The following is a 23,984-nucleotide window of genomic DNA, read 5'->3' as shown; positions in this document are numbered from 1 at the left end:
ATGTTGAATGAAAGGGGAGTTTATTAATGATGAAGCGAATTTTTCCTGGCATTCTTTTATTGAGCATTGCCGTCCTGGTTCTAGGCGCATGCAGCAATAATGATAGCACAAAACAGAATGCTGAAAAAGAAACAACAGGTGATGTAGTTGCCACAGTAGATGGAAAGGATATTTCCAAAAAGGACTATGACAAAGAACTGGAATCGATGAAAGCGACATATGAACAGCAGGGCATGACGGCAGATCAAATGGATAGCAAGATGCTAGCCGAGCTTGAACAGTCTGTATTGGACCAAATGATTAATGCGGAGCTGCTTCTTCAGACAGCTGAGAAGGATGGTGTATCCGTTGAACAAAAAGAACTCGATGCAGAATTGGAAAAGATCAAAACCAATTTCGCAGACGAAAAACAGTATGAAGATGCATTGAAACAAAATGAATTGACTGAGAAAGAACTGATGGCCCAACTGAAAAAGCAAATGACCGTCATTCAGTACCTCGACAGCAAGATTGGTAAGGTAGAAGCATCCGATGAAGAAATTCAGGCAATGTATGATCAATACAAACAACAAGCAGAAGGTCAAAAGCAAACGCCAGAAGAACTGGATAAAATCAAACCAGAGCTTGAACAGCAAATCCTAGCACAAAAGAAAGATGAACAGACCACAAAGCTTGTCGAGCAGATCCGCAAAGACAATGAAGATAAAGTGAAAATTCATAAGGCATAAGAAGGTTAGTTCCGGAGGATAGACATAAAGTCTATCCCCTTTTTAAGTTGTCATTAGAGGAGGGGGAGTCATGAGTAAAGCAAAAACTCTTATCGCTATCGTAGCCTTTGTTGTTTTTCTAACAAAAGACAAAAAGGAGCTTAACTTAGTTGAGCTCCTTGTTAAATCTTAAATCTCCCTTTGCTCTTTTTTTCTCTGGTAAAAGAAGATGGCGATTAATACTGCGGATGCAAGTAAAAAGGTAAGGATTGTGATCGTGATGTACAGTGAATCATTGTGTGTTTCTTCCGGGATGAATCGGTTGGCAATTGGACCAATGGATATAAATAAAGGAATCAGGACGGTGAACCAGGTTTTGGTGTAAAGTGCGGCACCGATGAAAATAACCGCACACAGGACAATGATCCAGTTGTTCTGGGCGGGTGATGCCACAAAGCTGGGTTCGAATTCCTGTGCTTTATACCAGAGCAGGAATACCACGATTAATCCGGTTACCGCTATAGAGACACCGGAAAAAATAACATAGCCCCATTTAGAATGAAAGAATTTCGGCAACACCTTGAATAAGAACAAGCCGTAAATTAGAATGCTCATGCCAGTAATGATTATCGCCAGACATTGTTTACCGAGGCGCTCAGCTGCGTCCACCTGATGATAAATTGTTCCAATTCTTGTTCGCCTTTTGCCGTCAATGAGTAATATTTACGTTTTGGCCCGGCAGTGGATTTTCTTAGCGTTGTGCTCACGAGACCTTCCTTTTGCATCCTCAACAGCAGGGGATAGATCGTCCTTTCGCTAAAACGGTATCTTGTAATGCAAGGGTTAAAAACTTTTCGAAGGCTGGTTGCCGAATAATTTTACAGAAGAATTAAGAAGCTACTATATGAGATTATTTTTAGGAGGTGAAAAAATGCGGAAGGTAATATGGGTAAGCTTTTTGATGATGGTACTTGTGTTTTCATTTGTAGCCTGCAGCAATGACAATAATAATGCCAATAAGGACCCGGAAGAGAGTCAAAGCAAGAATACCGATGGCAAGACGAATGAACAGGCCACTGACAGTAAAAAGGGCGGGGGAGAAAATGAAGGCGGGGATTCTGCTTATAATCCGCCGTCAATGGACGACCTCGATCCGAAAAATCCAATGACTGAATATATTACGTATGGGCAAAAGGTATTTCATGAAACAGATACGGTCCTGGATGGGTATATCGGGAATCAATTGTCCTGTTCCAGCTGCCATGCCGATGCAGGACTTGCAAAGTCTTCCTCGATGGTAGGGGTGACCACCCAATTCCCTCAATATCGGCCGAGGGAAGGTGTCGTTTATACACTTGAGGATCGAGTGAATGGTTGTATGGTTCGAAGCATGAATGGGAAAAAGCTTCCTAATGACAGCAAAGAGATGCGGGCGATGATTTCCTATTTGACTTATATCTCAGAGGGAATTGAAGTCGGAACTGAGCTTCCATGGAGAATGCAGAACACAATGAAAGAAATCCCGCTGCCGAAAATCGAGGATGGCGAGAGACTGTATTCCGAAAAAGGCTGTGTCGCCTGTCACGGCCAAAATGGCGAAGGAAAGGGCGCGACGGTTGGACCCGCTCTATGGGGAGAAAACTCCTTCAATGACGGGGCAGGAATGGGAAGATTGTCAAAAATAGCGGGGTATATTCAAAATAATATGCCGCCGAACGGTGGTACCTTAACGGATCCGGAAGCAGCCAATCTGGCAGCCTTCATCCTATCCCAAGATCGCCCGGTCTGGGAAGGCCATGATAAAGATTGGCCAAATGGTGGCAGACCGACAGATATCATTACCAAAGAGCGCCGCGAAAAGATTCGTGCAGGAACCTTTGACTGGTCTGAGATTGATAATGTCATCCAGCCAGATTAATCCGAAAAGAAGTAGCTAGGAGCAAAATCACACCTGGCTGCTTCTTTTATTGGGACCGACTAAAAGAGCTCAAAAACCTGTCTAGTTCCTATGTCTCTGTTTGTCATTTTGTGGTATTATGGAAGTGATGTGACAGATATCAGAAAACGGTTGTTAGCTTGATAAAAATCATCATTTATAGAGCATATATTATATATGAAATGAAAAAGCAGGGAGGATGAAATCATGAGCTTGCCAGAAGATCGACATATTTCACTGGATGAATTTTATCGATATAGAGAAGATTCTGACCAGCTACTGGAGTATATTGACGGTATGGTTTTTATGACTCCTTCTCCTTCCACGAAGCATCAAAGAATTTCAGGACGTTTACATGCTCAGTTGTTCCATCTGCTTGATGGTTCAGATTGCGAGGTGTTCCAAGCGCCCTTTGATGTAGAGCTAAAGAGTAATCATATGGAAGGCACGAGGATTGTCATCCCTGATCTTTCTATTATATGCGACAAAACAGGATTTCTGGAAAATAGATATGTAGGAGTTCCTTCACTAATCATTGAGATTATTAGTCCTTCGAATCAATCGCATGATCTGGTTTTCAAACTGAGCCTTTACATGCAGTTTGGTGTAAAGGAATATTGGATCGTGAATCCGCTCCTCCATACCATCCAAGTGTATGTTTTAGATGAAAAGGTTACATTCAAATTGCATGACATTGCTAAAGATAAAGGCATTATAAGGTCGGTTGTCATGAAAGATTTCCATGTTGATGTAGAGAAAATCTTTGCATAATTTTTGGATAGTTCGTGCCGCTAGAACAAGCGAAGGCCGAGACAATTAGTGTATACAATAAGAGGATAGCGTTTGAGCTATCCTCTTCATTGTATCCTGCTGAGCCAATTCTTCCATTTGTACGCTGCCCTTGAAGTTAAAGTTCCCAGCTTAACCTTCCGAAGGGTATAAGTGTTCCATTTTCCATTGCAGCCAGCGGCGCTTACGAATCTTCCTTGGAAGGAACTGTTGGATTTCATCTTCGTTATAGCCAACTTGAAGCTTCTTGTTGTCCACGATCAGCGGGCTTTTTAATAACCGTGGATGTTGATGGACAATTTCCAGTAACTCAATTAAGGAAAGTTTGTCGAAATCAATATCGAGAGTCCTATAGGGAAGAGATCTCTTAGAAATAATGTCATCGGTACCATCCGTTGTCATTCGCAATAGTTCCTGAAGTTCACCGACGGTTAGAGGCTCCTCCATCATATTCCTTTCGACGAAAGGGACCTGGTTATGGATCATCCATTTGCTTGCTTTCTTTGTTGACCTGCATCCTAATCCATAAATCGTTACAGTCATTTATCCTGCACCTCCGAATTGTAGATTCCGTGTTTTAATAAACTCATGCTAAGTTTGAATGATTCGATTGCCTCTTCATCCGATAAACCCTTTGCGGTTTTTTCTATCAGGTTGTTAAACGCGATTGCAGAAACGATTTTGAAGATATGCAGCAATTCTTTTTCTGCATGGATATTCAAAAGGTCTTGATCAATCAGTTTTCCGACCTTCTTGAATTCCTCTTGTTCTAGATAGGTATCCCAGATACTTGCGAAGGAGCTTTCCACTCTATGTGTCGTGTACAGCAGGGCATTTTTTAAAAATTGCTTCTCTTCTTCATCCGATAAAGCGAGTAAAAAGAAATTTTGCAATTCAATCAGAGCCTCGATTAAATCTCCCTGATGTTTTTCCAATAGCACGCTGAAATAGGTTTTGGCCATTTTCAATTTATCTTCTAATAAATAGAAATATAAATCGTCTTTATCTTCGAAATATTGGTAAAAGCTGCCTCTTGATATAGCCGCAGTTTTTACGATATTCGCGATGGAAGCTTCGAAAAAGGGCACCCGCGTGAACTCCATTTCAGCTGCTTTCAGAAGCATGTTCCTTTTCTGCTCTGGCAAATTAAAAAACGTTTGCTTTGGCATAGTCATCACCTCTGTTCAGCGGTATGACACGATGTCATATATTTATAAGTAAATAATATATGACACTGTGTCATATGTCAATGACGACATCATATTTCTTAAGAAAGCGGCTGGAGCAGAGGAGCATCTGATGTGTCTCATGAACAGACCTGCACAACCTTAAGGCGCAAAGAATACGATATTGGGCGAATGATTTATGGAGGTGCGCAAGTGGAGAGCTATTCTACCCAAAGTATCATTGTTCTTGGTGCCGCAATTCTGGTGATTGGTGCATTTTTGGTCTTTATTGGTGAATATAGGAAACTCGGGGAAATTGGCGCTAGTGCTTAGGGATGCCTCAAACTAATGTTTCACCAGCTTAAATGGATAGTGAAAAAGCTTGGTTTCTCGAGAATAATCGGGAAATCAGGCTTTTTTATTCATGTAAACAACCTTAACAAACATTTACGCAACATTAATGAACAATCAATGTCTGCTTTATATTTGTTTAGTAGATTAATAGGTGTAAACAAACATAAAGCAAACATAAAGCAAGTAGGTTTGCTTACGAGCTTTTCACTTCAAACGTAAGGAGGCAGTCTGTGTAGGTTTCCGCTAAGGTGTGTTGTGAATATCCAAAAAGGTACAAAATCATCGATCAATAGACTGAATAAAACAAAGACAGGGAGAGATTATCATGAAATGGACCAAATTTAAGGCAGCAGTGGGAATAGGGATGATTTCGCTAGCGTTAGCAGGCTGTGGAAGTAGCGGGGAAAAGAGTACTGCTTCAAATGTGAATGAAAAGGATTCGGTTGACACGATCACAGAAAAAGCGAAAACAGAAGGAGAGATCGCGACTGTAGGCATGCCGGATACATGGGCGAACTGGATTGATACATGGAACGGAATAGAAGCGGAATACGGAATTACGCAGACTGATACGGACATGTCAAGTGCCGAAGAGTTGGCGAAATTCGAATCAGAGGGTAAGAATGGCACAGCAGATATTGGCGATGTCGGCATTAACTTTGGGCCGTTGGCAGAAAAGAAAGGATTGACGATGCCATACAAAACTTCTTATTGGGATGAGATTCCTGAATGGGCCAAAGATGATAACGGTGACTGGCTGTTAAGTTATACAGGTACGATTGCTTTCATTACAGATAAGCAAAATGTAGACAAAGCACCAACTTCTTGGAAAGACCTTGCGAATGGAGACTATAGTATTTCAGCTGGAGACGTAACGAAAGCGACCCAGGCGCAGTTTGGGGTGCTGGCAGCAGCGCTTGCGAATGGCGGAGATGAAAAAAATATCCAACCAGGAATAGAATATTTTAAGGGAATTGCCAAAGCCGGCCGCTTGACTTCAGCGGACGTCAGTGTAGCGAACTTAGAAAAAGGGGAAATCGATGTAGCAATAATCTGGGACTTTAACGGGTTGAATTATCGTGATCAAATCGATCCTGAGCGCTTTGAAGTAACGATTCCAACGGATGGGTCAGTGGTAAGCGGATATACAACGGTTATTAATAAAAATGCTCCGCATCCAAATGCAGCGAAGTTAGCGAGAGAGTACATTTTATCAGATAAAGGTCAAATTAATCTAGCAAAGGGATATGCCCGTCCGATCCGTGATGTTGCGCTGCCGAAAGAGGTTCAGGCTAAGCTGCTGCCAACTAAGGCATATGAGAATGCAAAGCCAGTGAAGGATTACGGTGCATGGGATCAAACTGCCATTGAGCTACCACAGTTATGGCAGCAAGAGGTGTTAGTCAATGCCAAATAATAAAGTGATCATGATTACATTGGATGGCTGTCGTTACGACATTGCCATCCAGCAATTAGGATTTTTAAATCACTTCGTGGAAAAAGGATTGGCCAGCCGATTTAAGGTGCGCTCTGAAACGCCTAGTAATTCGAGGCCTCTATATGAAGTATTGCTGACAGGTGTCCCCACCTATGAAACTGGAATCTTTACCAATTATTCCGTTCAAAGGTCGAAAGAGCAAAGTGTTTTTTCCCTGGCAAAAGAAGCTGGGATGAAAACGGGCGCTGCTGCTTACCACTGGGTAAGTGAGCTGTACAATCGGGCGCCGTATTCGATGCTTGAGGATCGGATTCAGCACGATGAGGACCGGAATATCCAGCATGGGATCTTTTATTCGGATGATACCTATCCAGATTCACATCTGTTTCAGGATGCTCATCATATCATTCATACCTACAAGCCTGACTTTATGTATGTGCATTCGATGAATATTGACGATGAAGGACACAAGCACGGCGGAAATTCGATTCAATACCGTCAAGCGGTCAATCGCATCGATACGATATTAGGAATCTACCTACCGATTTGGAAGGAAATGGGTTATCAACTGATCGTCACCTCCGATCATGGAATGGATGATTTCGGGAATCACGGCGGTACGATGCCGGAACATCGAGAGGTTCCGTTATTCCTATTTTCAGATTGTATCAGAGCACATACTGGTTCGAAAGAAGTCGAACAGCTTCAATTAGCTCCGCTTGTCTGCAGCATGCTCGGAATTGAAAAGGGGCATAAGATGCAGGAACTAGACTGGGGCGTGTTGAAAAACGAGGAGGATTCACTTGAAAAGGAAACAATCGCGTAAAACGATATTGCTGCTGGTGCCGTTCTTTCTCATGACCGTGATGTTTTTAGTGATTCCTTTGGCGATCATGGTGAAATCGAGTTTTACGAGCGAAACCACAGGAGGATTCACCTTTGCCAATTATTTCGAAGTCTTGACCAATTCCTTCTATTCGCAGTCCTTTCTGAACAGCGGATTGATTTCTGGATTCTCCGCTATTGCTGGGCTTATACTGGCGATCATTGTCTCTTACGCGATGACCAATTTGCCGGACAAGCTCCAGGATAAACTGACCGTATACATCAATCTGGCCGCGAATTTTGCCGGGGTTCCGCTGGCGTTTGCTTTTATCATCCTCCTTGGAAATTCAGGGGTATTCACGCTATTTCTCGAAAGGGCAAACCTCCCGCTGTTCGGCGAATTTAAGCTCTATTCATGGCAGGGATTAGCGATCACCTACTTGTATTTCCAAATACCGCTCGGGATTCTTTTTATCTATCCTTCCTTGAAAAAAATAAAAAAGGAATGGAAGGAAGCGGCTTACATGCTGGGGGCTTCAAGTGTGACGTATTGGAGAAAGGTTGGACTACCTAATATTATGCCAAGTATTGCGGGAACCTTCATTATTATGTTTGCCAATGGCATGGGCACATATGAAACAGCTTATGCCTTGACGGGCAGTAATATTAACCTGGTCACCATCCGGATAGCTGCTCTTGTATCAGGCGATATCTATGCACGGCCGGTGATTGGCAGCACGCTTGCCGTCCTGTTTGCGGCCATCATGATGGCAATTCTGGCCCTTTCCCAAATGCTGCTGAAGAAGGTTAGGAGGGATTTGGCATGAAGGCAAAAAAAACACATTACACTAGTTATCTAATCCTTGCCATATTTGGTTTGTATATGCTTTTCCCGTTTGTCTCCACTTTCTTTTACGCGACATCGACAAAGTGGTCGAACACGATGCTGCCGAATGATTTTACTTTTAAATGGTTTATTCAGCTGATAGAGGATCCAAATTTCGCTGCCGCTGTCATCCGGTCTTTTGCCTTAACGTTCACGTCATTGGCTGTTGTTCTCGTTGTGATGGTGCCAACCGTGTTTCTCGTATATACGTCCTTCCCGAAGGTGGATCAATTCATGAAAGGGCTCGTTCTCATGCCATATGCGATACCCGGGGTTATTTTAGCTACGGGACTGCTCAGGATGTATTCCGGTACCGTGATTCCGATGTATTTGGTGCTAGTAGGCGCTTTGTTTATTGGTTCATTGCCCTTTATGTACCAGGGGATCCGCAATAGTCTGGAGAGCATCCAAACGAAAAAATTAATCGAGGCTGCCGAAATTCTTGGGGCCACCCGATTGACATCCTTCATCAGAATCATCTTGCCGAACATACGGCTTGGCTTGCTGATTACAACTTTATTGATCTTTTCCGGCTTTTTTGGCGAATTTGTTCTTACCAACCTATTGATTGGCGGCCGTTATGAAACAATCAGAATTTATATGCTGAGAAGGATGAATGAGAACGGCCACCTGGCAAGCTCGATAATGGTCGCTTATTTTCTCCTGTTAATTGGGATCAGCCTGGTGATTACGTATTTAACTTCTCCGGATAGAAGAGGGCCAAAGAAATCGAAACGCCATCAAATTCTTGGGAACAGAATATCGATTGCAGAATCTGTGTCTATTTTAAAAATCGGAGTCAAAAAAGAAAAGAGGCAGAGAATATGAACTTTATCGCCATCGATCATGTATCTCTTAGCTATGGGGATAGCAAAGTTTTGAAAGATATTTCCCTTACGATTGAAAAAGGAGAATTGATTACCTTACTCGGGCCAAGTGGTTGCGGGAAATCCACACTGCTTCGTGTACTAGCTGGTCTAGAGACGTTTCAGGAGGGAGAAATATATTTGGACGGAGAGGAAATCAGCGAACGGGCGCCAAGGGACCGGAATGTAGGGATGGTGTTTCAATCATACGCATTATTTCCTAATATGACCGTCTTTGAGAACATCGCCTTTGGCTTATCGGTTAAAAAATTGTCCAAATCAGTCATCAAGGAAAAAGTGAACGCTGTCTTGCAATTGGTGAATTTAGAAGACAAAGCAGATTATTATCCTGAACAATTATCCGGCGGACAGCAGCAGCGAGTTTCGCTAGCGCGTTCCCTAGTAATCGAGCCTAAAGTGTTATTATTAGATGAACCTTTAAGTGCTTTAGATGCGAAAATCAGAAAACAGCTGCAGATGGATATTCGAGCGCTGCAGAAAAAGCTTGGAATCACGATGATTTTTGTGACGCATGATCAGGAAGAAGCAATGATTTTATCAGACCGAATTTTCGTCATGAGTGAAGGGGAAATCGTTCAGCAGGCGAGCCCTTCTGAACTGTATGCCAAGCCGAAAAGCAAGTTTGTCGCAACCTTTATCGGGAATTATAATATTTTGTCAGCTGATGAGCTGAAGCAGTTGGATTCCGCTTTTTCACCGAAACGTATAAATAACAAATATGCAATCCGCAGTGAAACGATTCGTCTTGAACCAATTCCGGGCGAAGAAGCGATCCGCTTTCACGGAAAGCTTGAGCACACGATTACATTGGGAAGTACCATTCGCTGTTACTACAATAGCGGTTCAGTGAAACTAACAGTTGATTTGTTAAATCGTGACTTAGAGAAAAGGGAACTGGACCAAGATGCAGAATTGTATATTCATCGGGATCATATAGTCGCAATAGAGGGATAACAGAAATGACAGATGGATAGAGGGCAGGGAAATGAATAAAAATCAGCGTCATTACTTTATATTAGAACAATTGCAAAAACAGGAAAGAGTGTGGGTGACAGAATTGGCGAGCTGTCTGGAAGTAACGCCGGAAACCATTCGCAGGGATTTAGCCGAACTCGAAATGAATGAAAAAGTCAGTCGGGTTCACGGTGGAGCGGTAGCTTTCAGCTCAGGGGAGAAAGAGATGGTGTATGCCAGGAAGCTGTCCCTTCATCTTGAAGAAAAGAAACAAATTGCCAGAATTGCAGCAGGAATGATTCAAGATGGCGATACGATTGGGGTGGATGTAGGCACGACTACTGTGCATATTGCAGATATGCTGGAAGATGTGCATAGCCTGACGATTGTGACAAACTCCTTGAGTGCAGCCAATCGATTTAATCTGGCAATTGAAGAAGGAAGGATTACAGCGGAGGTGATTATGCTTCCAGGTGTCACGAATCCATATCAGCTATCGGTTAAAGGAATGTACACAGTTGAATTATTAAGAAGATTTAATTTGAATAAAAGCTTCCTTTCTTGTGGTGGACTGACTCATGAGGCAGTGTTTGACTTTGATATCGAGGAATCACTCGTATCAGAGATGATGATGAAGCGAAGCCGCGAAGCCGTCCTCCTGACAGATTCCTCAAAACTGAATAAAAAATCCCTGTTTGAAATAGCACCGATTTCAAACCTGTCCTATATCATTTGCGATCAAGAAAAGCCAGTTGACTGGCAACAGAATCGATATGAATGGATCAGTGTTGATCCATCCTCGAGAAAGGATGGAAATCATGAAGGTAGACTATCATATCCATCTTGAAGAAGGACCTTACTCTTTTTCCTTTTTGGAAAAAAGTTTACAGGCAATCGAGCGTTTTGAACCGAATAAAGAGTTGCGGCACTCTAAAGACTGGCTATATGAAAGCATCGAAAAAATAAACAGAAGGTTAGCCGAAGGGGAATTGTCCAAATGGTGGCTGGACCTTTATCTGCAGGAAGCTTTAAATAAGGGAATAAAAGAAGTTGGGATAGTCGATCATTTATACCGATTTAAGGAAACAGAAGCATACTTCAGAAGGTTCATGGATGTATCATCAAGTGAAACTGGCGTCAAACAAGCGGAATGGCTGGAAAAGGTGATGGTCAGGAACCTGGATGAATTTGTCTGTTTTATTCATTCCCAGAAAGAAGCCTGGAAAGCAAAAGGGGTACAATTGAAACTGGGGATCGAAGCCGACTATTTTGTCGGCGGTGAAGCAGAGCTCAAGTCCCTGTTGGCTGGATATGACTTTGACTATGTAATCGGATCCGTCCATTTTCATCAAGGCTGGGGCTTTGATAATCCCCAGCTTCAAGAAAAATTCCGCGAACACGACTTAATCCAGCTCTACGAAGGTCATTTTGAAACCGTGAAAATGGCAGCAAAAAGCGGGTTATTCGATTTTATTGCCCATCTTGATAATATGAAAGTATTCAAACACCGACCGAACGAGGGGTCCTTATTAGGAATGTATACAGGAGTAGCGAAGGCATTAGTTGAAAACAATGTCGGGACTGAAATCAATCCAGGCTTGTATTATCGCTACCCCGTCAAGGAAATGTGCCCAAGCCCCCAGTTTTTTGATGTCCTGGTCAAAGAAGGTGTATGCTTCACGATGTCTTCTGATTCACATTTTCCAAACGATCTCGGCATTTACTCCGATCAAATCAAAACCATGCTGATGGAAAAGGGGATAACCGAAATTGCCACTTTCGAAAAAAGAAAAAGAGTCATGAAACCACTATAAGGTGCAGACGATTCCGCAAGGAGAATAGAAAAGTGCTGGATACAAAAAAGGATAGCGATTTCGCTAGCCTTTTTTTCTAATATCAGAATTTATTTGTTTACCCTTTTTTGTAATTGCGGGAAAATCGAGACATGGAGCCAAATATTCTTAAACGAATCTTTTTTGTTGATAGGTACGAAGGCGAAAAACGTCTCGAGGAGTCAGCGGCAAACGGCTTGCCTAAGCGTTAGGCTATGTGCAAATGCTAGACAAATTTATTTTGACAGGTTTGAGGTTGTAGAGTAAAAAGTTGTCAAGAAACCTCCGTTATTTTGACAGGTTTGTGGGTGTAGAGCGAAAAGTTGTCAAGAAAGCCCCGTTATTTTGACAGGTTTGGGTGCTTGGAGCGAAAAGTTGTCAAGAAAGCCCCGTTATTTAGACAGGTTTGAGGTTGTAGAGTGGGAAGTTGTCAAGAAAGCCCCGTTATTTTGACAGGTTCTAAGTTCTTACCAAAAAAACGATCCTGTGAGGGTTTGGGGTGAAATTATTTATTTGGATGGTGATAGGCTCGGTTGCGATCGGAATAGGTTTGAGCAAAGCGACGAGGAGGCTCACCTGACGCCCCGCGGAAAGCGAGTGTCTGGAGTGGAAATCGATTATCAGCCAAACCCAAAAAAGACCGGGCGCAGTTTACCCGGTTTTTCTTACTTCTTATTTTGACTAGAACCATTAAAATGCTTTAACGGAATCCCTTTTCTTAGTTTTCTATAGTGGTAATATGGTAGAATGAAATTAGTAACAGGTACTATAAGTTAGTTATAAAAACGAAAAGACAACAAACTTTATTCTCATGGAGGGTGTATTTTGCTAACTAACCACTTAGATTTCAGACTTGAACCAAAGGTCAGGGAGTTATATGAAGAACATAAGCAGAGAGCGGAAAAAATCGACTGGGGTTACCATGAATTTCTGCCTTGGGATAAGGCGCAGGACTTCAGACGTGTTCCATGGGATGAAAGCCAGGTGACATTACCTGCCTCTGTGATCACTGCCGTGGAAACTGCTCTCCTAACAGAAGTGAATTTGCCGTGGTTTACCTCTTATTTAGACCAGACATTCAAAGGTTCTTTAACGGTCATCAAAGATTTTGTACACACCTGGACAGCAGAAGAGGACCAGCATTCAAACCTGCTGGAAACCTATCTATTAATCACTAGGAATGTCAATCCTGACCGCCTCCACCAGCTGCATAAGCAAACCGTTGAAAATGGCTGGAATCCAGATTTCCACACGCCATTTGAAACGATGGTGTATACCTCTTTGCAGGAGCTGGCGACGATGGTATTTTATAATAATGTCGCAAAGGTAGCAGGTCCTGACGATCGGGATTTATCAAGCCTGCTGCGGCGCCTGGCAAAAGACGAAACTTTGCATTACGCTTTTTACCGCGATGTCGTTAAATATCATCTGCAATTGGAGCCGAATTACTGTTATCACCTCGGGCATGTGATCATGAATTTCAAAATGCCAGGCGCGATCATGCCTGATTTTGAAGATCGGATGGCTATTATTGCCAAGGAAGCCAACTATGGACCACTCGAGTATTTTGACCAAGTGCTTGATGTCATTGTGGACTACTGGGAAATTGAAAAGCTGCGTCCGATTGCTCCGGAAGCGGAAAAAGCAAGACTGGAGATCTTGAGGTATCATGCGCGCTTAAAAAAGGTAAGAGACCGGTTTTATAGAACAAAATGAGCAGGAAACCAGCGGGGTGCTCCGCTGGTTTTTTGCAGTGGCGATAATAGTGTTGGAAGTGGGATACAAGAAAAGATTGTGAAAATTTTTTAACCCTTCCATCTTTAAATTTTCATTCTCCATTGTTACTCTTGATAATATGAAAACAGAATTTTACTTTATCATGAAAGGAGTTAATTGGATGAAAGAAAAAGGGCATGTAATTAGCGCTCTTGTCATAGGGTTTATTTCCCTAATTGGGTTTAGTTTTATCGCGGTTCTAATTAGCGTTGGTAAGGTAGCTGAATTTGATCAAGCGTTGATTTCCTTTATCCGGGGTTTTGAAACACCTGCACTTACTTCGATCATGAAGTTATTTACGTTTATCGGTTCGTTCCCTGTTGTATTGGTGATATTTCTTATCGTGTCTTTTATTTTTTACAGGGTCCTGAAATCCCGGACCGAAATTTTTTTGGTAGCAGCAGTTATCGTCGGAACACAAGTCATTAATTTGCTGTTAAAACTCCTGTTTCATCGTGCGCGGCCAGACATTCATTTGTTAATTGATGTTGGCGGGTATAGTTTTCCAAGCGGACATGCTATGAGCGCTTTTGCAGTTTATGGTATTTTAACGTTTGTTTTTTGGCGGCATATCCCGAAATCTATCGGACGAATTAGCCTTATTATAGGAAGCAGTATGTTTATTCTTTTTATAGGGATGAGCCGCATTTATCTGGGGGTACACTATCCGAGCGATATTATCGGAGGTTACTTTGCTAGTGCGGCATGGCTAACGGTAGCGATATGGTTCTTCCAATCGTACAAAGAAAGACAATGGGAAAAAAGTTCCTAATAAAAAAGTGATTTGTTGTGAAATTCATGGTAGGATGGCAAAGGATAGATAAATGCTTTTCCAAATAAGTAGGCGCAGAATTTTTTATGAAAAAATTTTAATGATCGTAACATAATGTTTTCATCCGTTTTTGGTACTTTAATAGAGGAATTTGTTTTAGGATTATCTTAATTTTTTACAAAAGGAGAATTTTATGGAAAATTGGATCATCGATATTATGAATAATTATGGGTATTTTGGGATTTTTCTCTTAATAATGCTGGAAAACATCTTTCCTCCGATCCCATCTGAGGTCATCCTTACTTTCGGCGGTTTCATGACCACGACCACAAGTATGAGTGTTCTAGGAGTCGTGATTGCCTCGACTATAGGATCAGTAGCAGGGGCAGTTGTTCTATATGCTATTGGCATGCTGATTAATGTTAATCGACTCGAAAAAATCGTCGACAAATGGGGCCATTTTTTGCGTCTTACCAGAAAAGATCTTTATAAGGCGCAATCTTGGTTTGACCGGTATGGCGTTTGGACGGTTTTCTTTTGCAGATTTATCCCGCTAATTCGAAGTTTAATCTCGATTCCAGCAGGTATGGCACGGATGAATTTTTGGCTGTTTTTCCTACTTACAACAGTGGGAACAATGATTTGGAATATCGTTTTGGTTCAAGTGGGTGCAGCTGTTGGTTCATCCTGGCATGATATTGTCAATTATATGAACATCTATTCAAATATTGCCTATGCAATCCTCGCTGTGCTGTTCCTAATTTTAGTAGTGATGTATATAAAAAAGAAAACGAAGAACAGCAACGATTAGGAGTGAATGTAAGTGGATTCAGTGAATATGATTGAACTAGTGAAATATGTGTTTTTGGGATTCGTTCAGGGAATAACGGAGCCAATTCCTGTCTCTTCAAGTGGACATTTAGTATTATTTGAGCATTTTTTTGGCTTGCAAATTTCAGGATTAAGCTTTGAAGTGCTGGTCAATTTTGCTTCGTTACTCGCTGTATTGTACATTTACCGGGCGGACTTGATTCAATTAACAACCAATAGTGTTTCGTATTTGTTCGCTTCGGATAAAACAGAAAGCATGAAAAAAGATTTTTATTTTGTTGTGTATCTGATCGTTGCTACGGTACCTGCCGGGATTATTGGCATTTTATTCCAAGACAAAATTGCAGCTGTTTTTAAAGGTGTAAAGGTCATTGGCTTCACTTTAATCATAACCGGTATTGCCCTTTGGTTCATTCGAAATCTGAAGGGTAGGAAAGATGATGGCGAATTAACACTCAAAGATTCGATTCTTATTGGTTTATCTCAAGCTGTGGCATTAATTCCGGGTATCAGCCGGTCAGGTGCAACCATCGTATCCGCCATGGCGCTAGGAACCAAACGGGAGACTGCTCTTAGATTTTCCTTTTTCCTTTATATACCTGTTAGTGTAGGCGGGATGATCCTGTCGCTTTCCGATTTAATTCACGACCCAAGAATAGGAGAACTCTTTCTTCCCTATACACTAGCCTTTATTGCCTCGTTAATTGCTTCCTATTTTTCATTAAAGTGGTTTATAAATATTATGAAACAAGGAAAACTAGGATACTTTTCCATCTATTGCTTTGTCGTCGGAACCGCAGTCGTTCTATTTGGGTAAATAACAGACACACCACTGGATTACTTGTGAGGTGGTACAAAAAGTCAACGATCACAAGAATCGTTTCTTAGTGCAATTCACAAATAAATTCATCATATCAATCACATACAAAAAGCTTAGGGATATCCCTAAGCTTTTTGTGACTATTAAATGGCTTGAATCATTTCCACTCGGTTACCGAATGGGTCCGAACAGGAGCCAACTTCGGACAGGTTTTGGGGAAAAAGGCGAAAAGCAGTCCGAACTAGCGTCAACTTCGGACAGGTTTTTGGTGAAAAGGAGAAAAGCAGTCCGAACAGGAGCCAACTTCGGACAGGTTTTGGGGGAAAAGGAGAAAAGTAGTCCGAACAGGAGCCAACTTCGGACAGGTTTTGCAGGAAAAGGCAAAAAGTAGTCCAAACAAGCGTCAACTTCGGACAGGTTTTGACAGGCTTTGCGTTCGTTTATAAGTTTTTTACAATTCCTTCTATTTAGTTCCCCATATTGATTTCATCCACCGTTTGTTTCAATTATGAAAAATTTTTCATGGAAATTTTAATTTGTGTTTTTTTAATCTTCGGGAGAGATTCATAGTCATTCTCTATTGTATATCTGTACTTAAAAAGTTGGTATACGAGGAGGGTTTGGAATGATTAAGGCAACAAACTTAACAAAACAATATGACAATGGCTTTGTCGCTGTTGACTCTTTGAATCTTCAAGTGAATAAAGGGGATATTTATGGATTCCTTGGCCCAAATGGAGCAGGGAAAACGACGACCATTCGCATGTTAAATGGGTTAATAGAACCTAGTAATGGATCGGTAACCATTGAAGGAAAAGTCGTGAAAAGTGAAAATGGATCAGTAAGCAAATTGATTGGGGTTTTGCCGGAATCTCATGGTTACTATAATTGGATGACCGGCCGAGAGTATTTACACTTATTTGCTGAACTTTATGGCGTTGAAAAGACACGGAGGAAGTCAAGGGTGGAAGAGGTTCTTGACTGGGTGGGAATGGCCGGGAAAGCAGATATTCTAATTGGGCAATATTCTCGAGGGATGCGGCAGCGGATCGGGATTGCGAAAACGATTGTCCACGAACCATCGATTATCTTTCTGGATGAGCCAACATTAGGTCTGGATCCACAAGGGCAAAAGGATATTCAATCGATTATTACAAGATTAAATCAAGAACAAAATGTAACTGTTTTTATCACTTCCCATTTATTAAAAGAAATCTCAGAAATTTGCAATCGTGTAGCGATAGTCAAACAAGGAAAACTGCTGGAAGAAGGGTATTTAGAAGAATTAATCGATGGCTATCGCTTAATTTTAAAGAATGAGAATCCTACATTAGAGGATATCTTCTTCAGTTTAACAACGGATGAAGTTGGGGGGAACATCTAATGTCCAGTTTAATAAAAAAGGAAATAAGGGAGCATGTCTTTTCCCGAAAAGGCGTTTGGATTTTCTTTGCCATTGCCATTCTTTTCAGTGGGTTGACCTATAGTTTCGTCTCGGTGAAGGAACTAAGTTTACTCGCTCAAGTCGAAGTAAACATGACTTTTATGAAAGCGTTGATTGGGATCAGTATTTTAGTCTCTATTATATTAGGATCAACCATGGTTTCTGGGGAAAGAGAGCAGGGAACGTTAGAAAGTCTATTATTAACCCCTTTATCTAAGGTAAAAATAATCCTTTCTAAGGTAATTGGTATTTTGGTATTTTGGTTGATCATCTCTGCAATCTCGCTGCCCTATTTCTATGCCTTGACATATGGAACGAATATGCTGCCTACAATTTTAGCCTATTTGTATCTAATTGGATTGCCGCTAGTTATCAGTTTTTCACTGCTGTCATTAGCGTTTTCCACATGGATTTCTTCAAGTAAAAATGCAACGCTGCTGTCGATCATTCTGTTTCTGGTCACCGCGATCCCGATGTTTCTGTCGACAACAATGAAGAAATCAGGCTTTGCCCATGTAATCGATCTGTCGAGTCCTGTTTCCGCAAGTATGCTGACTTTAAAGGATTGGCTCGTAAATAAATTAAGTTTCTTGACGATTTTTCTGGATAGCCTGCCTGTTTTGGGTTTCTTGGTCATTTCGATCATTTGCTTATTCTATGCAAGTAAAAAAATGGACTTTTTAGGAGGGGAGTAATTTGTTAAAAAAAGCAGGAATCGTTCTGGCGATCCTTCTGGGATTTGTCATAACTGGGCAAAGTGCAATGGCGATGGCACAACCAAATGTAGAGGTGAAAGTAATCTCTCCTCAGCAGGTGAAAGATTACCCAGGGAAAGAAACAACCGTGAAAGCACAAATTACGAACCATACGAGCCAATCGATAAAAGATATGGTCGTCTATATCACAATGGCCGATATGGGCAAAAAATGGACGGTTAATCTAGAAGACTACAGTGCAGATCAACCGCAGCAAGTGAAAGAATTAAAACCAGGCGAAACAAAGGAAATCTCGCTCCCCATTCGCTTCGTCTATACGAGTAATTATTATTTATACGTAACAGCTACAAGTGCTCATAGTTTCGATGTCTATTCAAGCAATGGAATTCCTATTGAAATTATGGGGAATACAAAAATAAATCCGACGATTATACAAGTTGTATCAATCGGAACACCACTACTCATTTTGATTTTGGTGGGGATGAATTTTAGAAAAACGAAAAAGAGGAGAATTGCTTAAGAAAGAAGGAAAGTCTCTGGGAAAAGAGAAAAGCGTACGAGAAGATACAATCGAAAAACGGATGGCAGAAACGCAACAGAAGTTAAACGACGCAGTACAGAAATACGGGTTAAGAAGCAAAGAGGCGCTGCAAATAAGTGAAGAGTTAGACATCATCATCCATCAGCTTATGAAGAAAAAACAAAAAATGAAAATTTTTTCACCTAAAGATTAAGTTAATTTTAAATTCCATTCAGACTTACTTCATGGTGGAAGCCTAAGATAAAGATGTACCACAGTTTAGATAATACGAGGAGGAAGTAAAAAATGAAGAAAAAGTTTCTTGTACCAGCATTAGCAGCAGCGATCGTAGGTGGAGGAGTAGCAGGCTCTCTAGTTAACTCTTCTGCATTTGCATCAAGCAATGACAGTAAAAGTGTAGAGGTAACAGGCCAACAAGAGCAACAGCAATTGGCAAAAGAAGCAACTATCACTAAGCAAGATGCAATTTCTGCCGCACTAAAAGACGTTGCTGGAAAAGCAACTAACACCGAGCTTGAAGATGAGAACGGTACAGTTGTTTATGGCGTAAGTGTTACTGATAACAAAGGAAAGCAACAGGATGTAAAAGTCGATGCCAAAACAGGTAAAGTTCTAAAAGTAGAGGCAGATGATAAAGAAGAAGGCGAAAAAGGAGAGAAGGCAGAGAAAGAAGGCAAAGAAAGTGAAGCTGCCGATCAACAAGAGCAACAACAATTAGCAAAATCAGCGAAAATCACTGCTGACGAGAGTAACGCAATTGCATTAAAAGAAGTACCAGGCAAAGTAACCAATACCGAGCTACAAGATGAAAACGGCACTGCTGTATATGGTGTAGAAATAACAGACGATCAAGGAAAAGCCCATGATGTAAAAGTGGACGCCAAAACAGGAAAAGTCCTAAATGTCGGTACGGATGATGAAAACGAATCCGAAAGTGGCAGTGAAGAAGAGTAAAATTTGAAAATGCAAATAGATCCTACTTGCTTTTGCAAGTAGGATTTTTTACTAGTATTTATTTCAATTTTATGGGTATTGTATCATATATTTGCTTTTTGGTTTAAGATAATAGTGATATTTTATCAAGTTGAACGTGGTATAAAAATAGTTATATAAACATTTGGAGGTCGCGAATTTGGATATTTTAGTGATTGAAGATGAAGAAGCATTATCGGAATTTATCGTCCTTGAATTAACGCATGAAGGATACAATGTAACAGCAGCTTTTGATGGGAGAGAGGGCCTTGAGCTTGCATTAGAAAAAAATTGGGATCTGATCCTTTTGGACTTGATGCTGCCAAAGCTAAACGGAATTGAAGTTTGCCGTAGATTAAAGGCAGTGAAGGATATTCCCATTATTATGATCACGGCAAGAGACAGCGTAATGGATCGGGTAATGGGACTCGACAGCGGCGCGGATGATTATATCCCAAAACCGTTTGCGATTGAAGAATTGTTAGCGAGAATTAGAGTCATTATGAGACGGGAGGAAAAACGGAATGATTTGCCGACCCTGCTGTTAACATTTAAAGATTTAGAATTAAATATAGAATCAAGACTACTAAAAAAAGGCGAACAATTGATTGAATTAACGAAAAAAGAATATGATTTATTGTTTATGTTTTTGAAAAATATTAATCGGGTCTTAACAAGGGAAGTGCTTCTGGAAAATATTTGGGGTTATGATGCTGAAATTGAAACCAATGTCGTGGATGTTTACGTAAGACATCTTAGAAATAAACTCGACTCTGACGATAAAGAAAATTATATTCAAACGATGAGAGGGATGGGGTATGTGATGAGAGAATGAGAAACGCAAAAGATTTCCTTCCAAAAAACATGAATATCAAATGGAAATTAACCATATGGGCAGCCCTTTTAATGCTATTTTTATTTTTTTCTTATAATATTTTGCAGTATTATGTTATTCAGAACTGGGTAGTAAAGCAAGAAAAACAAACCATTCAAAAAAAGATGGATGAGGTAGTCGCGTATATACAGGATTCGAATTTTAAAGGGAATGTTTCGGAAAGTGAACACTATTTAGATGTGCTCAACGAGAAATATCAAATGATTCGAATTGTCCAGGAAAACGATGCACCGCTTTTTACAATATCAGACGAGGTACCACAAGGTTGGGTAGACCCGAAACATGTAGCGAAAGAAGAACTGCTGGAATTTTCGCCAAAAGGAGACCGTTTATTGATTTTGCGGGAGCCAATTGAGGTAAATGGCTTTAAAGGGACAGTCGAAATCATTCGTAATTTAGAGAACTTTGAAAGTTTGATCAATCAAATATTTATGTTAGTCCTGATAGCAGGTGTGGGCGCGATTCTGCTTAGTTTGATTGGCGGCAGACTTATTTCCTTTCAACTCCTTAAGCCAATTAATTCAATGATCCGAACCATGAAGAGAATCAAAGAAAATGGGCTGAAGGAAAGGGTCATGATAAACAAGCAACGAGATGAAATGACGGAGTTAGGAGTCATGTTCAATGAACTGATGGATAACCTCGAAAAGTCATTTCAGCAACAACAACAATTTGTTGAAGATGCCTCTCATGAATTAAAAACACCGTTAACGATCATACATGGACATTTATCGCTCATCAATCGTTGGGGGAAGGATAATCCTGAAGTGTTGGAACGCTCAATTGATTTGAGTTTAAATGAAACAAACAGACTGATTCACCTTGTTTCAGAATTACTGACTCTCTCAAGAGCAGAAGAATCGACAATCAGTCAGAGCTCATTGGAAAAACTTAATATTAGGATGGTTATGGAAGATATTGTCGAAAATTTTCAAACAATAAACCATAATTTTACGATCTCCTCGACGATTGACGTGGAGGCTGATTTTGCGATAAAAATCCTGAAGAGTCATCTAGAACAGATCATGATCATTCTATTAGACAATGCCACTAAGTATTCAACAGAACAAAAGCTCATCCAGATTCATGTAAGTCATACGGACAGACAATTGAAGATCGAGGTAAAGGATTATGGAGAGGGCATCCCCGAAGAGGAATTGCCTTTTGTGATGAATCGCTTTTATCGTGTGGATAAGGCAAGAAGCAGGAAGCATGGTGGAAACGGGTTAGGACTAGCGATTGCAAAAAGATTATTGGATCTATATCAAGGAACGTTAGAAATCGATAGTGTTTACGGGAAATGGACAAAGGTGCAAATTACATTCCCGCTGAATGGTTCTTCTTGACTCCAATAGGAAGAACAGAAAATGGGCTATTTTGGTACTAATGGCTAACTAAATAGGGAATGATGAAATGGCACCTCAAGCGTGCACAAATAATTTACATTACGAGGGAATATGAATATTAATACACTTTTACATTATCTTGATCTATATGGCTATTTCATTATTTTTGGCTTTTTATTTTTAGGAATTATTGGCATTCCGGCGCCGGAGGAGTCCTTGCTGTTTTTAATTGGCATCTTAATTTACCATCACAATTTGGCATTCATACCGGCAAGTTTGTCGGCTATTTTCGGGGCGTTTATTGGCATGCTTTCTGCTTATGCTATTGGAAAATACATTGGCAGTTCTTTTCTGCTTAAATACGGGAAATACGTTGGCATCACCGAAGAACGCATGGAGAAAGTAAAAAATAAATATCGGAAAAATGTCCGCAAAACGATCTTATTTGGATTCTATATGCCTGGGATCAGGCAAATCAGTCCCTACTTTGCAGGGCTTTCTAACTTTTCATTTTTGCAGTACCTCGTGTATTGCACGTTAGGAACTATTTTATGGACGCTACCATTTATTTTAGCAGGCTATTATGCAGGGAGTACTTTCCATATTGATCCAAAAATTGTACCGTATTTTGGACTTTTTCTTTTCTTCCTGTTTTTGCTTTACGTTTTTGGCAGTTTTTTAATCAAGAGAAAAAGGCAAGCAAAGGAATGATTGTTACGCAGCCTCAAGGACGGCTAATCCAATCGCTTTTTTTGTCTTGATGAAAATTATTTCATTCTTGTGATAGCCAAATTTTAATCCTAATTTGTTATCTTTATATTGTGAAACACAGATTAGCAAATGGAAAAATAGCTACTGCATTATTAGGGAAAAGTTCTATGGAAAGTCCTATTGAACAGGAGATGAAACAGGTATGAAAAAAATATTATTCTTGCCTTTTTTGCAAATGAGGTCAGGTCATCATCAAGTTGCCGAGGCTTTAATGGATATTGTTAAAATGCAATCAAATGACGTGATAGTAAAAAAAATGGACATTTTAAGCTACGCCAATCCAGCACTAGAAAAAATGATTACGAGCAGTTATTTAAAATGGATTCGTTATGCTCCAGAAACTTACGATTTTGCTTACAAGAAATTGTTCTATACTGCGTCCACAAACAAACAATCTTTTAAATGGTATTATTTTTTCCTTTTGAAAAAAATGGAGCAGCTGATCACAGAAGAGGAACCGGATTTAATTGTTTGTACACATGGTTTCCCATCATATCTTTTAAGCCAGTTAAAAAGAAAGAGAAAATGTGATGTGCCAGTTATGAATGTGTATACAGATTTTTTCATCAATAGTGTTTGGGGAAGACGTGAAATTGACTATCATTTTCTGCCAAGCAAGGACCTTAAGGCAGAATTCGGTAAAAAATATGGTATTTCGGAACAAAGAATGATTGTCACCGGTATTCCGATCCACGAGGAAATTACTAAGAAAACTTGGTCGCAAAATCAAGCGGAAAGGACCAAAATTTTGATTTCTGGCGGAAATAATGGACTGGGAGAAATCGGGAATCTTTTGGAAGAGTCAAAGGCATCCACGCAAACGGATTACTATGTTTTATGTGGAAATAATCAAAAACTATACGATGAGATTCTTTCATGGAATGTAGATCATATTAAGCCTTTGCCTTATCTTTCATCAAGGGCTGAAATGAACCAATTATATGAAGATATGGATGCTATCATCACAAAGCCTGGGGGCGTTACGGTAAGTGAAGCACTTCAAAAAGGGTTGCCTATTTTTGTTCAATCCGTTCTTCCAGGACAGGAAGAAATCAATCTGCAGTATTTAACGAAAAAGGGTCTGGTATTTAGGCTAAACGATAAAAAATCCTTTGAACAAGAAATTCAGAGTGTCTTGAAGGATCCTATTAAAATGAAGGAATGGGAACAGTCCATCCAAAGCTATCAAGCTGGAATCGAAATTGACGGACCAATGCAGATTGCCGAATTGATAACAGGAATTGTCAATCAACAAGCGCTTATGCCTTTAAGGCTGGATGAACAATCCGATGTATACCATTTAGCAAGAGCGTAGTACAGGGGGAT

The 23,984-nt window shown here is 40.5% G+C and carries 26 protein-coding genes and 1 pseudogene; 23 read left to right on the top strand and 4 right to left on the bottom strand.

Going from position 1 to position 23,984, the window contains the following annotated elements; genetic code table 11:
* The first annotated feature begins 26 nt into the window (after positions 1 to 26).
* Positions 27 to 728 (top strand): SurA N-terminal domain-containing protein, encoded by a 702-nt coding sequence (locus J2S25_RS14590; protein WP_307192243.1) that lies wholly within the window; start codon positions 27 to 29, stop codon positions 726 to 728.
* Positions 729 to 896: 168 nt separating this feature from the next.
* Here J2S25_RS14590 and J2S25_RS14585 read toward each other — a convergent pair whose 3' ends face one another.
* Together J2S25_RS14585 and J2S25_RS14580 are read right to left on the bottom strand one after the other, a co-directional pair.
* Complete coding sequence (locus J2S25_RS14585; RefSeq protein WP_084221719.1) at positions 897 to 1,322, bottom strand: hypothetical protein; 426 nt, start codon at positions 1,320 to 1,322, stop codon at positions 897 to 899.
* Positions 1,323 to 1,333: 11 nt separating this feature from the next.
* Positions 1,334 to 1,534 (bottom strand): annotated as a pseudogene (locus J2S25_RS14580) (PadR family transcriptional regulator); the annotation flags it as partial.
* Between the two features lie 104 nt (positions 1,535 to 1,638).
* Between J2S25_RS14580 and J2S25_RS14575 the strand changes: the two are divergent.
* Complete coding sequence (locus J2S25_RS14575; RefSeq protein WP_052806954.1) at positions 1,639 to 2,625, top strand: c-type cytochrome; 987 nt, start codon at positions 1,639 to 1,641, stop codon at positions 2,623 to 2,625.
* A 225-nt stretch (positions 2,626 to 2,850) separates the two neighbouring features.
* Positions 2,851 to 3,414: a Uma2 family endonuclease gene (locus J2S25_RS14570; protein ID WP_307192242.1), complete on the top strand. Its 564-nt coding sequence runs from the start codon at positions 2,851 to 2,853 to the stop codon at positions 3,412 to 3,414.
* Positions 3,415 to 3,564: 150 nt separating this feature from the next.
* On the opposite strand, the gene J2S25_RS14565 is transcribed toward J2S25_RS14570, so the two are convergent.
* Entirely contained in the window at positions 3,565 to 3,975 is a 411-nt protein-coding gene (locus J2S25_RS14565) for a Spx/MgsR family RNA polymerase-binding regulatory protein (RefSeq protein ID WP_044391678.1), read from the bottom strand.
* On the bottom strand, positions 3,972 to 4,601 hold the full coding sequence (locus J2S25_RS14560; RefSeq protein WP_044391677.1) for a TetR/AcrR family transcriptional regulator: 630 nt from the start codon (positions 4,599 to 4,601) through the stop codon (positions 3,972 to 3,974). The genes J2S25_RS14565 and J2S25_RS14560 overlap by 4 nt, the downstream gene beginning before the upstream one ends.
* A 676-nt stretch (positions 4,602 to 5,277) precedes the next feature.
* On the opposite strand from J2S25_RS14560, the gene J2S25_RS14555 reads away from it, so the two are divergent.
* The 20 genes from J2S25_RS14555 (at position 5,278) to J2S25_RS14460 (ending at position 23,973) form a co-directional block, all read left to right on the top strand.
* Complete coding sequence (locus tag J2S25_RS14555; RefSeq protein ID WP_307192241.1) at positions 5,278 to 6,369, top strand: ABC transporter substrate-binding protein; 1,092 nt, start codon at positions 5,278 to 5,280, stop codon at positions 6,367 to 6,369.
* Positions 6,359 to 7,216, top strand: a complete 858-nt coding sequence (locus tag J2S25_RS14550) for an alkaline phosphatase family protein (RefSeq protein WP_307192240.1) — start codon at positions 6,359 to 6,361, stop codon at positions 7,214 to 7,216. The genes J2S25_RS14555 and J2S25_RS14550 overlap by 11 nt, the downstream gene beginning before the upstream one ends.
* On the top strand, positions 7,194 to 8,042 hold the full coding sequence (locus J2S25_RS14545) for an ABC transporter permease (protein WP_241768422.1): 849 nt from the start codon (positions 7,194 to 7,196) through the stop codon (positions 8,040 to 8,042). Before J2S25_RS14550 ends, J2S25_RS14545 begins: the two co-directional genes overlap by 23 nt.
* Complete coding sequence (locus J2S25_RS14540) at positions 8,039 to 8,929, top strand: ABC transporter permease (RefSeq protein ID WP_044391671.1); 891 nt, start codon at positions 8,039 to 8,041, stop codon at positions 8,927 to 8,929. Before J2S25_RS14545 ends, J2S25_RS14540 begins: the two co-directional genes overlap by 4 nt.
* Positions 8,926 to 9,942, top strand: a complete 1,017-nt coding sequence (locus J2S25_RS14535; RefSeq protein ID WP_307192239.1) for an ABC transporter ATP-binding protein — start codon at positions 8,926 to 8,928, stop codon at positions 9,940 to 9,942. The genes J2S25_RS14540 and J2S25_RS14535 overlap by 4 nt, the downstream gene beginning before the upstream one ends.
* Positions 9,943 to 9,973: 31 nt before the next feature.
* Entirely contained in the window at positions 9,974 to 10,789 is an 816-nt protein-coding gene (locus tag J2S25_RS14530) for a DeoR/GlpR family DNA-binding transcription regulator (protein ID WP_307192238.1), read from the top strand.
* On the top strand, positions 10,761 to 11,756 hold the full coding sequence (locus J2S25_RS14525) for a histidinol phosphate phosphatase domain-containing protein (protein WP_307192237.1): 996 nt from the start codon (positions 10,761 to 10,763) through the stop codon (positions 11,754 to 11,756). Before J2S25_RS14530 ends, J2S25_RS14525 begins: the two co-directional genes overlap by 29 nt.
* A gap of 843 nt (positions 11,757 to 12,599) precedes the next feature.
* Complete coding sequence (locus J2S25_RS14520; protein WP_044391664.1) at positions 12,600 to 13,490, top strand: acyl-ACP desaturase; 891 nt, start codon at positions 12,600 to 12,602, stop codon at positions 13,488 to 13,490.
* 181 nt (positions 13,491 to 13,671) lie between these two features.
* Positions 13,672 to 14,322, top strand: a complete 651-nt coding sequence (locus tag J2S25_RS14515; protein WP_307192236.1) for a phosphatase PAP2 family protein — start codon at positions 13,672 to 13,674, stop codon at positions 14,320 to 14,322.
* 193 nt (positions 14,323 to 14,515) lie between these two features.
* Entirely contained in the window at positions 14,516 to 15,133 is a 618-nt protein-coding gene (locus J2S25_RS14510) for a DedA family protein (protein ID WP_044391661.1), read from the top strand.
* 27 nt (positions 15,134 to 15,160) lie between these two features.
* Entirely contained in the window at positions 15,161 to 15,970 is an 810-nt protein-coding gene (locus J2S25_RS14505) for an undecaprenyl-diphosphate phosphatase (RefSeq protein ID WP_307192258.1), read from the top strand.
* Between the two features lie 628 nt (positions 15,971 to 16,598).
* Entirely contained in the window at positions 16,599 to 17,357 is a 759-nt protein-coding gene (locus tag J2S25_RS14500; RefSeq protein ID WP_052806953.1) for an ABC transporter ATP-binding protein, read from the top strand.
* The gene (locus J2S25_RS14495) at positions 17,357 to 18,112 is read left to right on the top strand and encodes an ABC transporter permease (RefSeq protein WP_307192235.1); all 756 of its coding nucleotides are present in this window, start codon (positions 17,357 to 17,359) and stop codon (positions 18,110 to 18,112) included. Before J2S25_RS14500 ends, J2S25_RS14495 begins: the two co-directional genes overlap by 1 nt.
* A gap of 1 nt (position 18,113) precedes the next feature.
* Positions 18,114 to 18,653 carry a hypothetical protein gene (locus J2S25_RS14490; protein ID WP_044391659.1) on the top strand — a complete coding sequence of 180 codons (540 nt, stop codon included), beginning with the start codon at positions 18,114 to 18,116 and terminating at the stop codon, positions 18,651 to 18,653.
* The gene (locus J2S25_RS14485) at positions 18,646 to 18,867 is read left to right on the top strand and encodes an aspartyl-phosphate phosphatase Spo0E family protein (protein WP_044391658.1); all 222 of its coding nucleotides are present in this window, start codon (positions 18,646 to 18,648) and stop codon (positions 18,865 to 18,867) included. Before J2S25_RS14490 ends, J2S25_RS14485 begins: the two co-directional genes overlap by 8 nt.
* Before the next feature lie 92 nt (positions 18,868 to 18,959).
* Positions 18,960 to 19,628, top strand: a complete 669-nt coding sequence (locus J2S25_RS14480) for a PepSY domain-containing protein (RefSeq protein WP_307192234.1) — start codon at positions 18,960 to 18,962, stop codon at positions 19,626 to 19,628.
* 178 nt (positions 19,629 to 19,806) lie between these two features.
* Positions 19,807 to 20,481, top strand: a complete 675-nt coding sequence (locus J2S25_RS14475) for a response regulator transcription factor (protein ID WP_044391652.1) — start codon at positions 19,807 to 19,809, stop codon at positions 20,479 to 20,481.
* Positions 20,482 to 20,552: 71 nt separating this feature from the next.
* Complete coding sequence (locus J2S25_RS14470; protein WP_307192233.1) at positions 20,553 to 21,887, top strand: HAMP domain-containing sensor histidine kinase; 1,335 nt, start codon at positions 20,553 to 20,555, stop codon at positions 21,885 to 21,887.
* Positions 21,888 to 21,998: 111 nt separating this feature from the next.
* Positions 21,999 to 22,598, top strand: coding sequence for a DedA family protein (locus tag J2S25_RS14465; protein WP_307192232.1), 600 nt, complete (start codon positions 21,999 to 22,001; stop codon positions 22,596 to 22,598).
* 202 nt (positions 22,599 to 22,800) lie between these two features.
* Positions 22,801 to 23,973, top strand: a complete 1,173-nt coding sequence (locus J2S25_RS14460; protein WP_307192231.1) for an MGDG synthase family glycosyltransferase — start codon at positions 22,801 to 22,803, stop codon at positions 23,971 to 23,973.
* Positions 23,974 to 23,984 lie beyond the last annotated feature (11 nt).

This window comes from Mesobacillus stamsii, assembly GCF_030814065.1.
In the GTDB taxonomy this organism is placed as follows: Bacteria; Bacillota; Bacilli; order Bacillales; family Cytobacillaceae; genus Mesobacillus; species Mesobacillus stamsii.
Note: the sequence above shows the minus strand (reverse complement) of the source record. Positions and strands in the feature narration are given on the sequence as shown.

Coding starts and splice junctions, on each gene's coding strand:
- J2S25_RS14575 (WP_052806954.1), top strand. CDS start 1,639: ATGCGGAAGGTAATATGGGTAAGCTTTTTGATGATGGTACTTGTGTTT.
- J2S25_RS14465 (WP_307192232.1), top strand. CDS start 21,999: ATGAATATTAATACACTTTTACATTATCTTGATCTATATGGCTATTTC.
- J2S25_RS14540 (WP_044391671.1), top strand. CDS start 8,039: ATGAAGGCAAAAAAAACACATTACACTAGTTATCTAATCCTTGCCATA.
- J2S25_RS14525 (WP_307192237.1), top strand. CDS start 10,761: ATGAAGGTAGACTATCATATCCATCTTGAAGAAGGACCTTACTCTTTT.
- J2S25_RS14565 (WP_044391678.1), bottom strand. CDS start 3,975: ATGACTGTAACGATTTATGGATTAGGATGCAGGTCAACAAAGAAAGCA.
- J2S25_RS14570 (WP_307192242.1), top strand. CDS start 2,851: ATGAGCTTGCCAGAAGATCGACATATTTCACTGGATGAATTTTATCGA.
- J2S25_RS14555 (WP_307192241.1), top strand. CDS start 5,278: ATGAAATGGACCAAATTTAAGGCAGCAGTGGGAATAGGGATGATTTCG.
- J2S25_RS14590 (WP_307192243.1), top strand. CDS start 27: ATGATGAAGCGAATTTTTCCTGGCATTCTTTTATTGAGCATTGCCGTC.
- J2S25_RS14505 (WP_307192258.1), top strand. CDS start 15,161: ATGATTGAACTAGTGAAATATGTGTTTTTGGGATTCGTTCAGGGAATA.
- J2S25_RS14460 (WP_307192231.1), top strand. CDS start 22,801: ATGAAAAAAATATTATTCTTGCCTTTTTTGCAAATGAGGTCAGGTCAT.
- J2S25_RS14495 (WP_307192235.1), top strand. CDS start 17,357: ATGTCCAGTTTAATAAAAAAGGAAATAAGGGAGCATGTCTTTTCCCGA.
- J2S25_RS14550 (WP_307192240.1), top strand. CDS start 6,359: ATGCCAAATAATAAAGTGATCATGATTACATTGGATGGCTGTCGTTAC.
- J2S25_RS14530 (WP_307192238.1), top strand. CDS start 9,974: ATGAATAAAAATCAGCGTCATTACTTTATATTAGAACAATTGCAAAAA.
- J2S25_RS14515 (WP_307192236.1), top strand. CDS start 13,672: ATGAAAGAAAAAGGGCATGTAATTAGCGCTCTTGTCATAGGGTTTATT.
- J2S25_RS14470 (WP_307192233.1), top strand. CDS start 20,553: ATGCTATTTTTATTTTTTTCTTATAATATTTTGCAGTATTATGTTATT.
- J2S25_RS14510 (WP_044391661.1), top strand. CDS start 14,516: ATGGAAAATTGGATCATCGATATTATGAATAATTATGGGTATTTTGGG.
- J2S25_RS14500 (WP_052806953.1), top strand. CDS start 16,599: ATGATTAAGGCAACAAACTTAACAAAACAATATGACAATGGCTTTGTC.
- J2S25_RS14480 (WP_307192234.1), top strand. CDS start 18,960: ATGAAGAAAAAGTTTCTTGTACCAGCATTAGCAGCAGCGATCGTAGGT.
- J2S25_RS14535 (WP_307192239.1), top strand. CDS start 8,926: ATGAACTTTATCGCCATCGATCATGTATCTCTTAGCTATGGGGATAGC.
- J2S25_RS14560 (WP_044391677.1), bottom strand. CDS start 4,601: ATGCCAAAGCAAACGTTTTTTAATTTGCCAGAGCAGAAAAGGAACATG.
- J2S25_RS14585 (WP_084221719.1), bottom strand. CDS start 1,322: ATGAGCATTCTAATTTACGGCTTGTTCTTATTCAAGGTGTTGCCGAAA.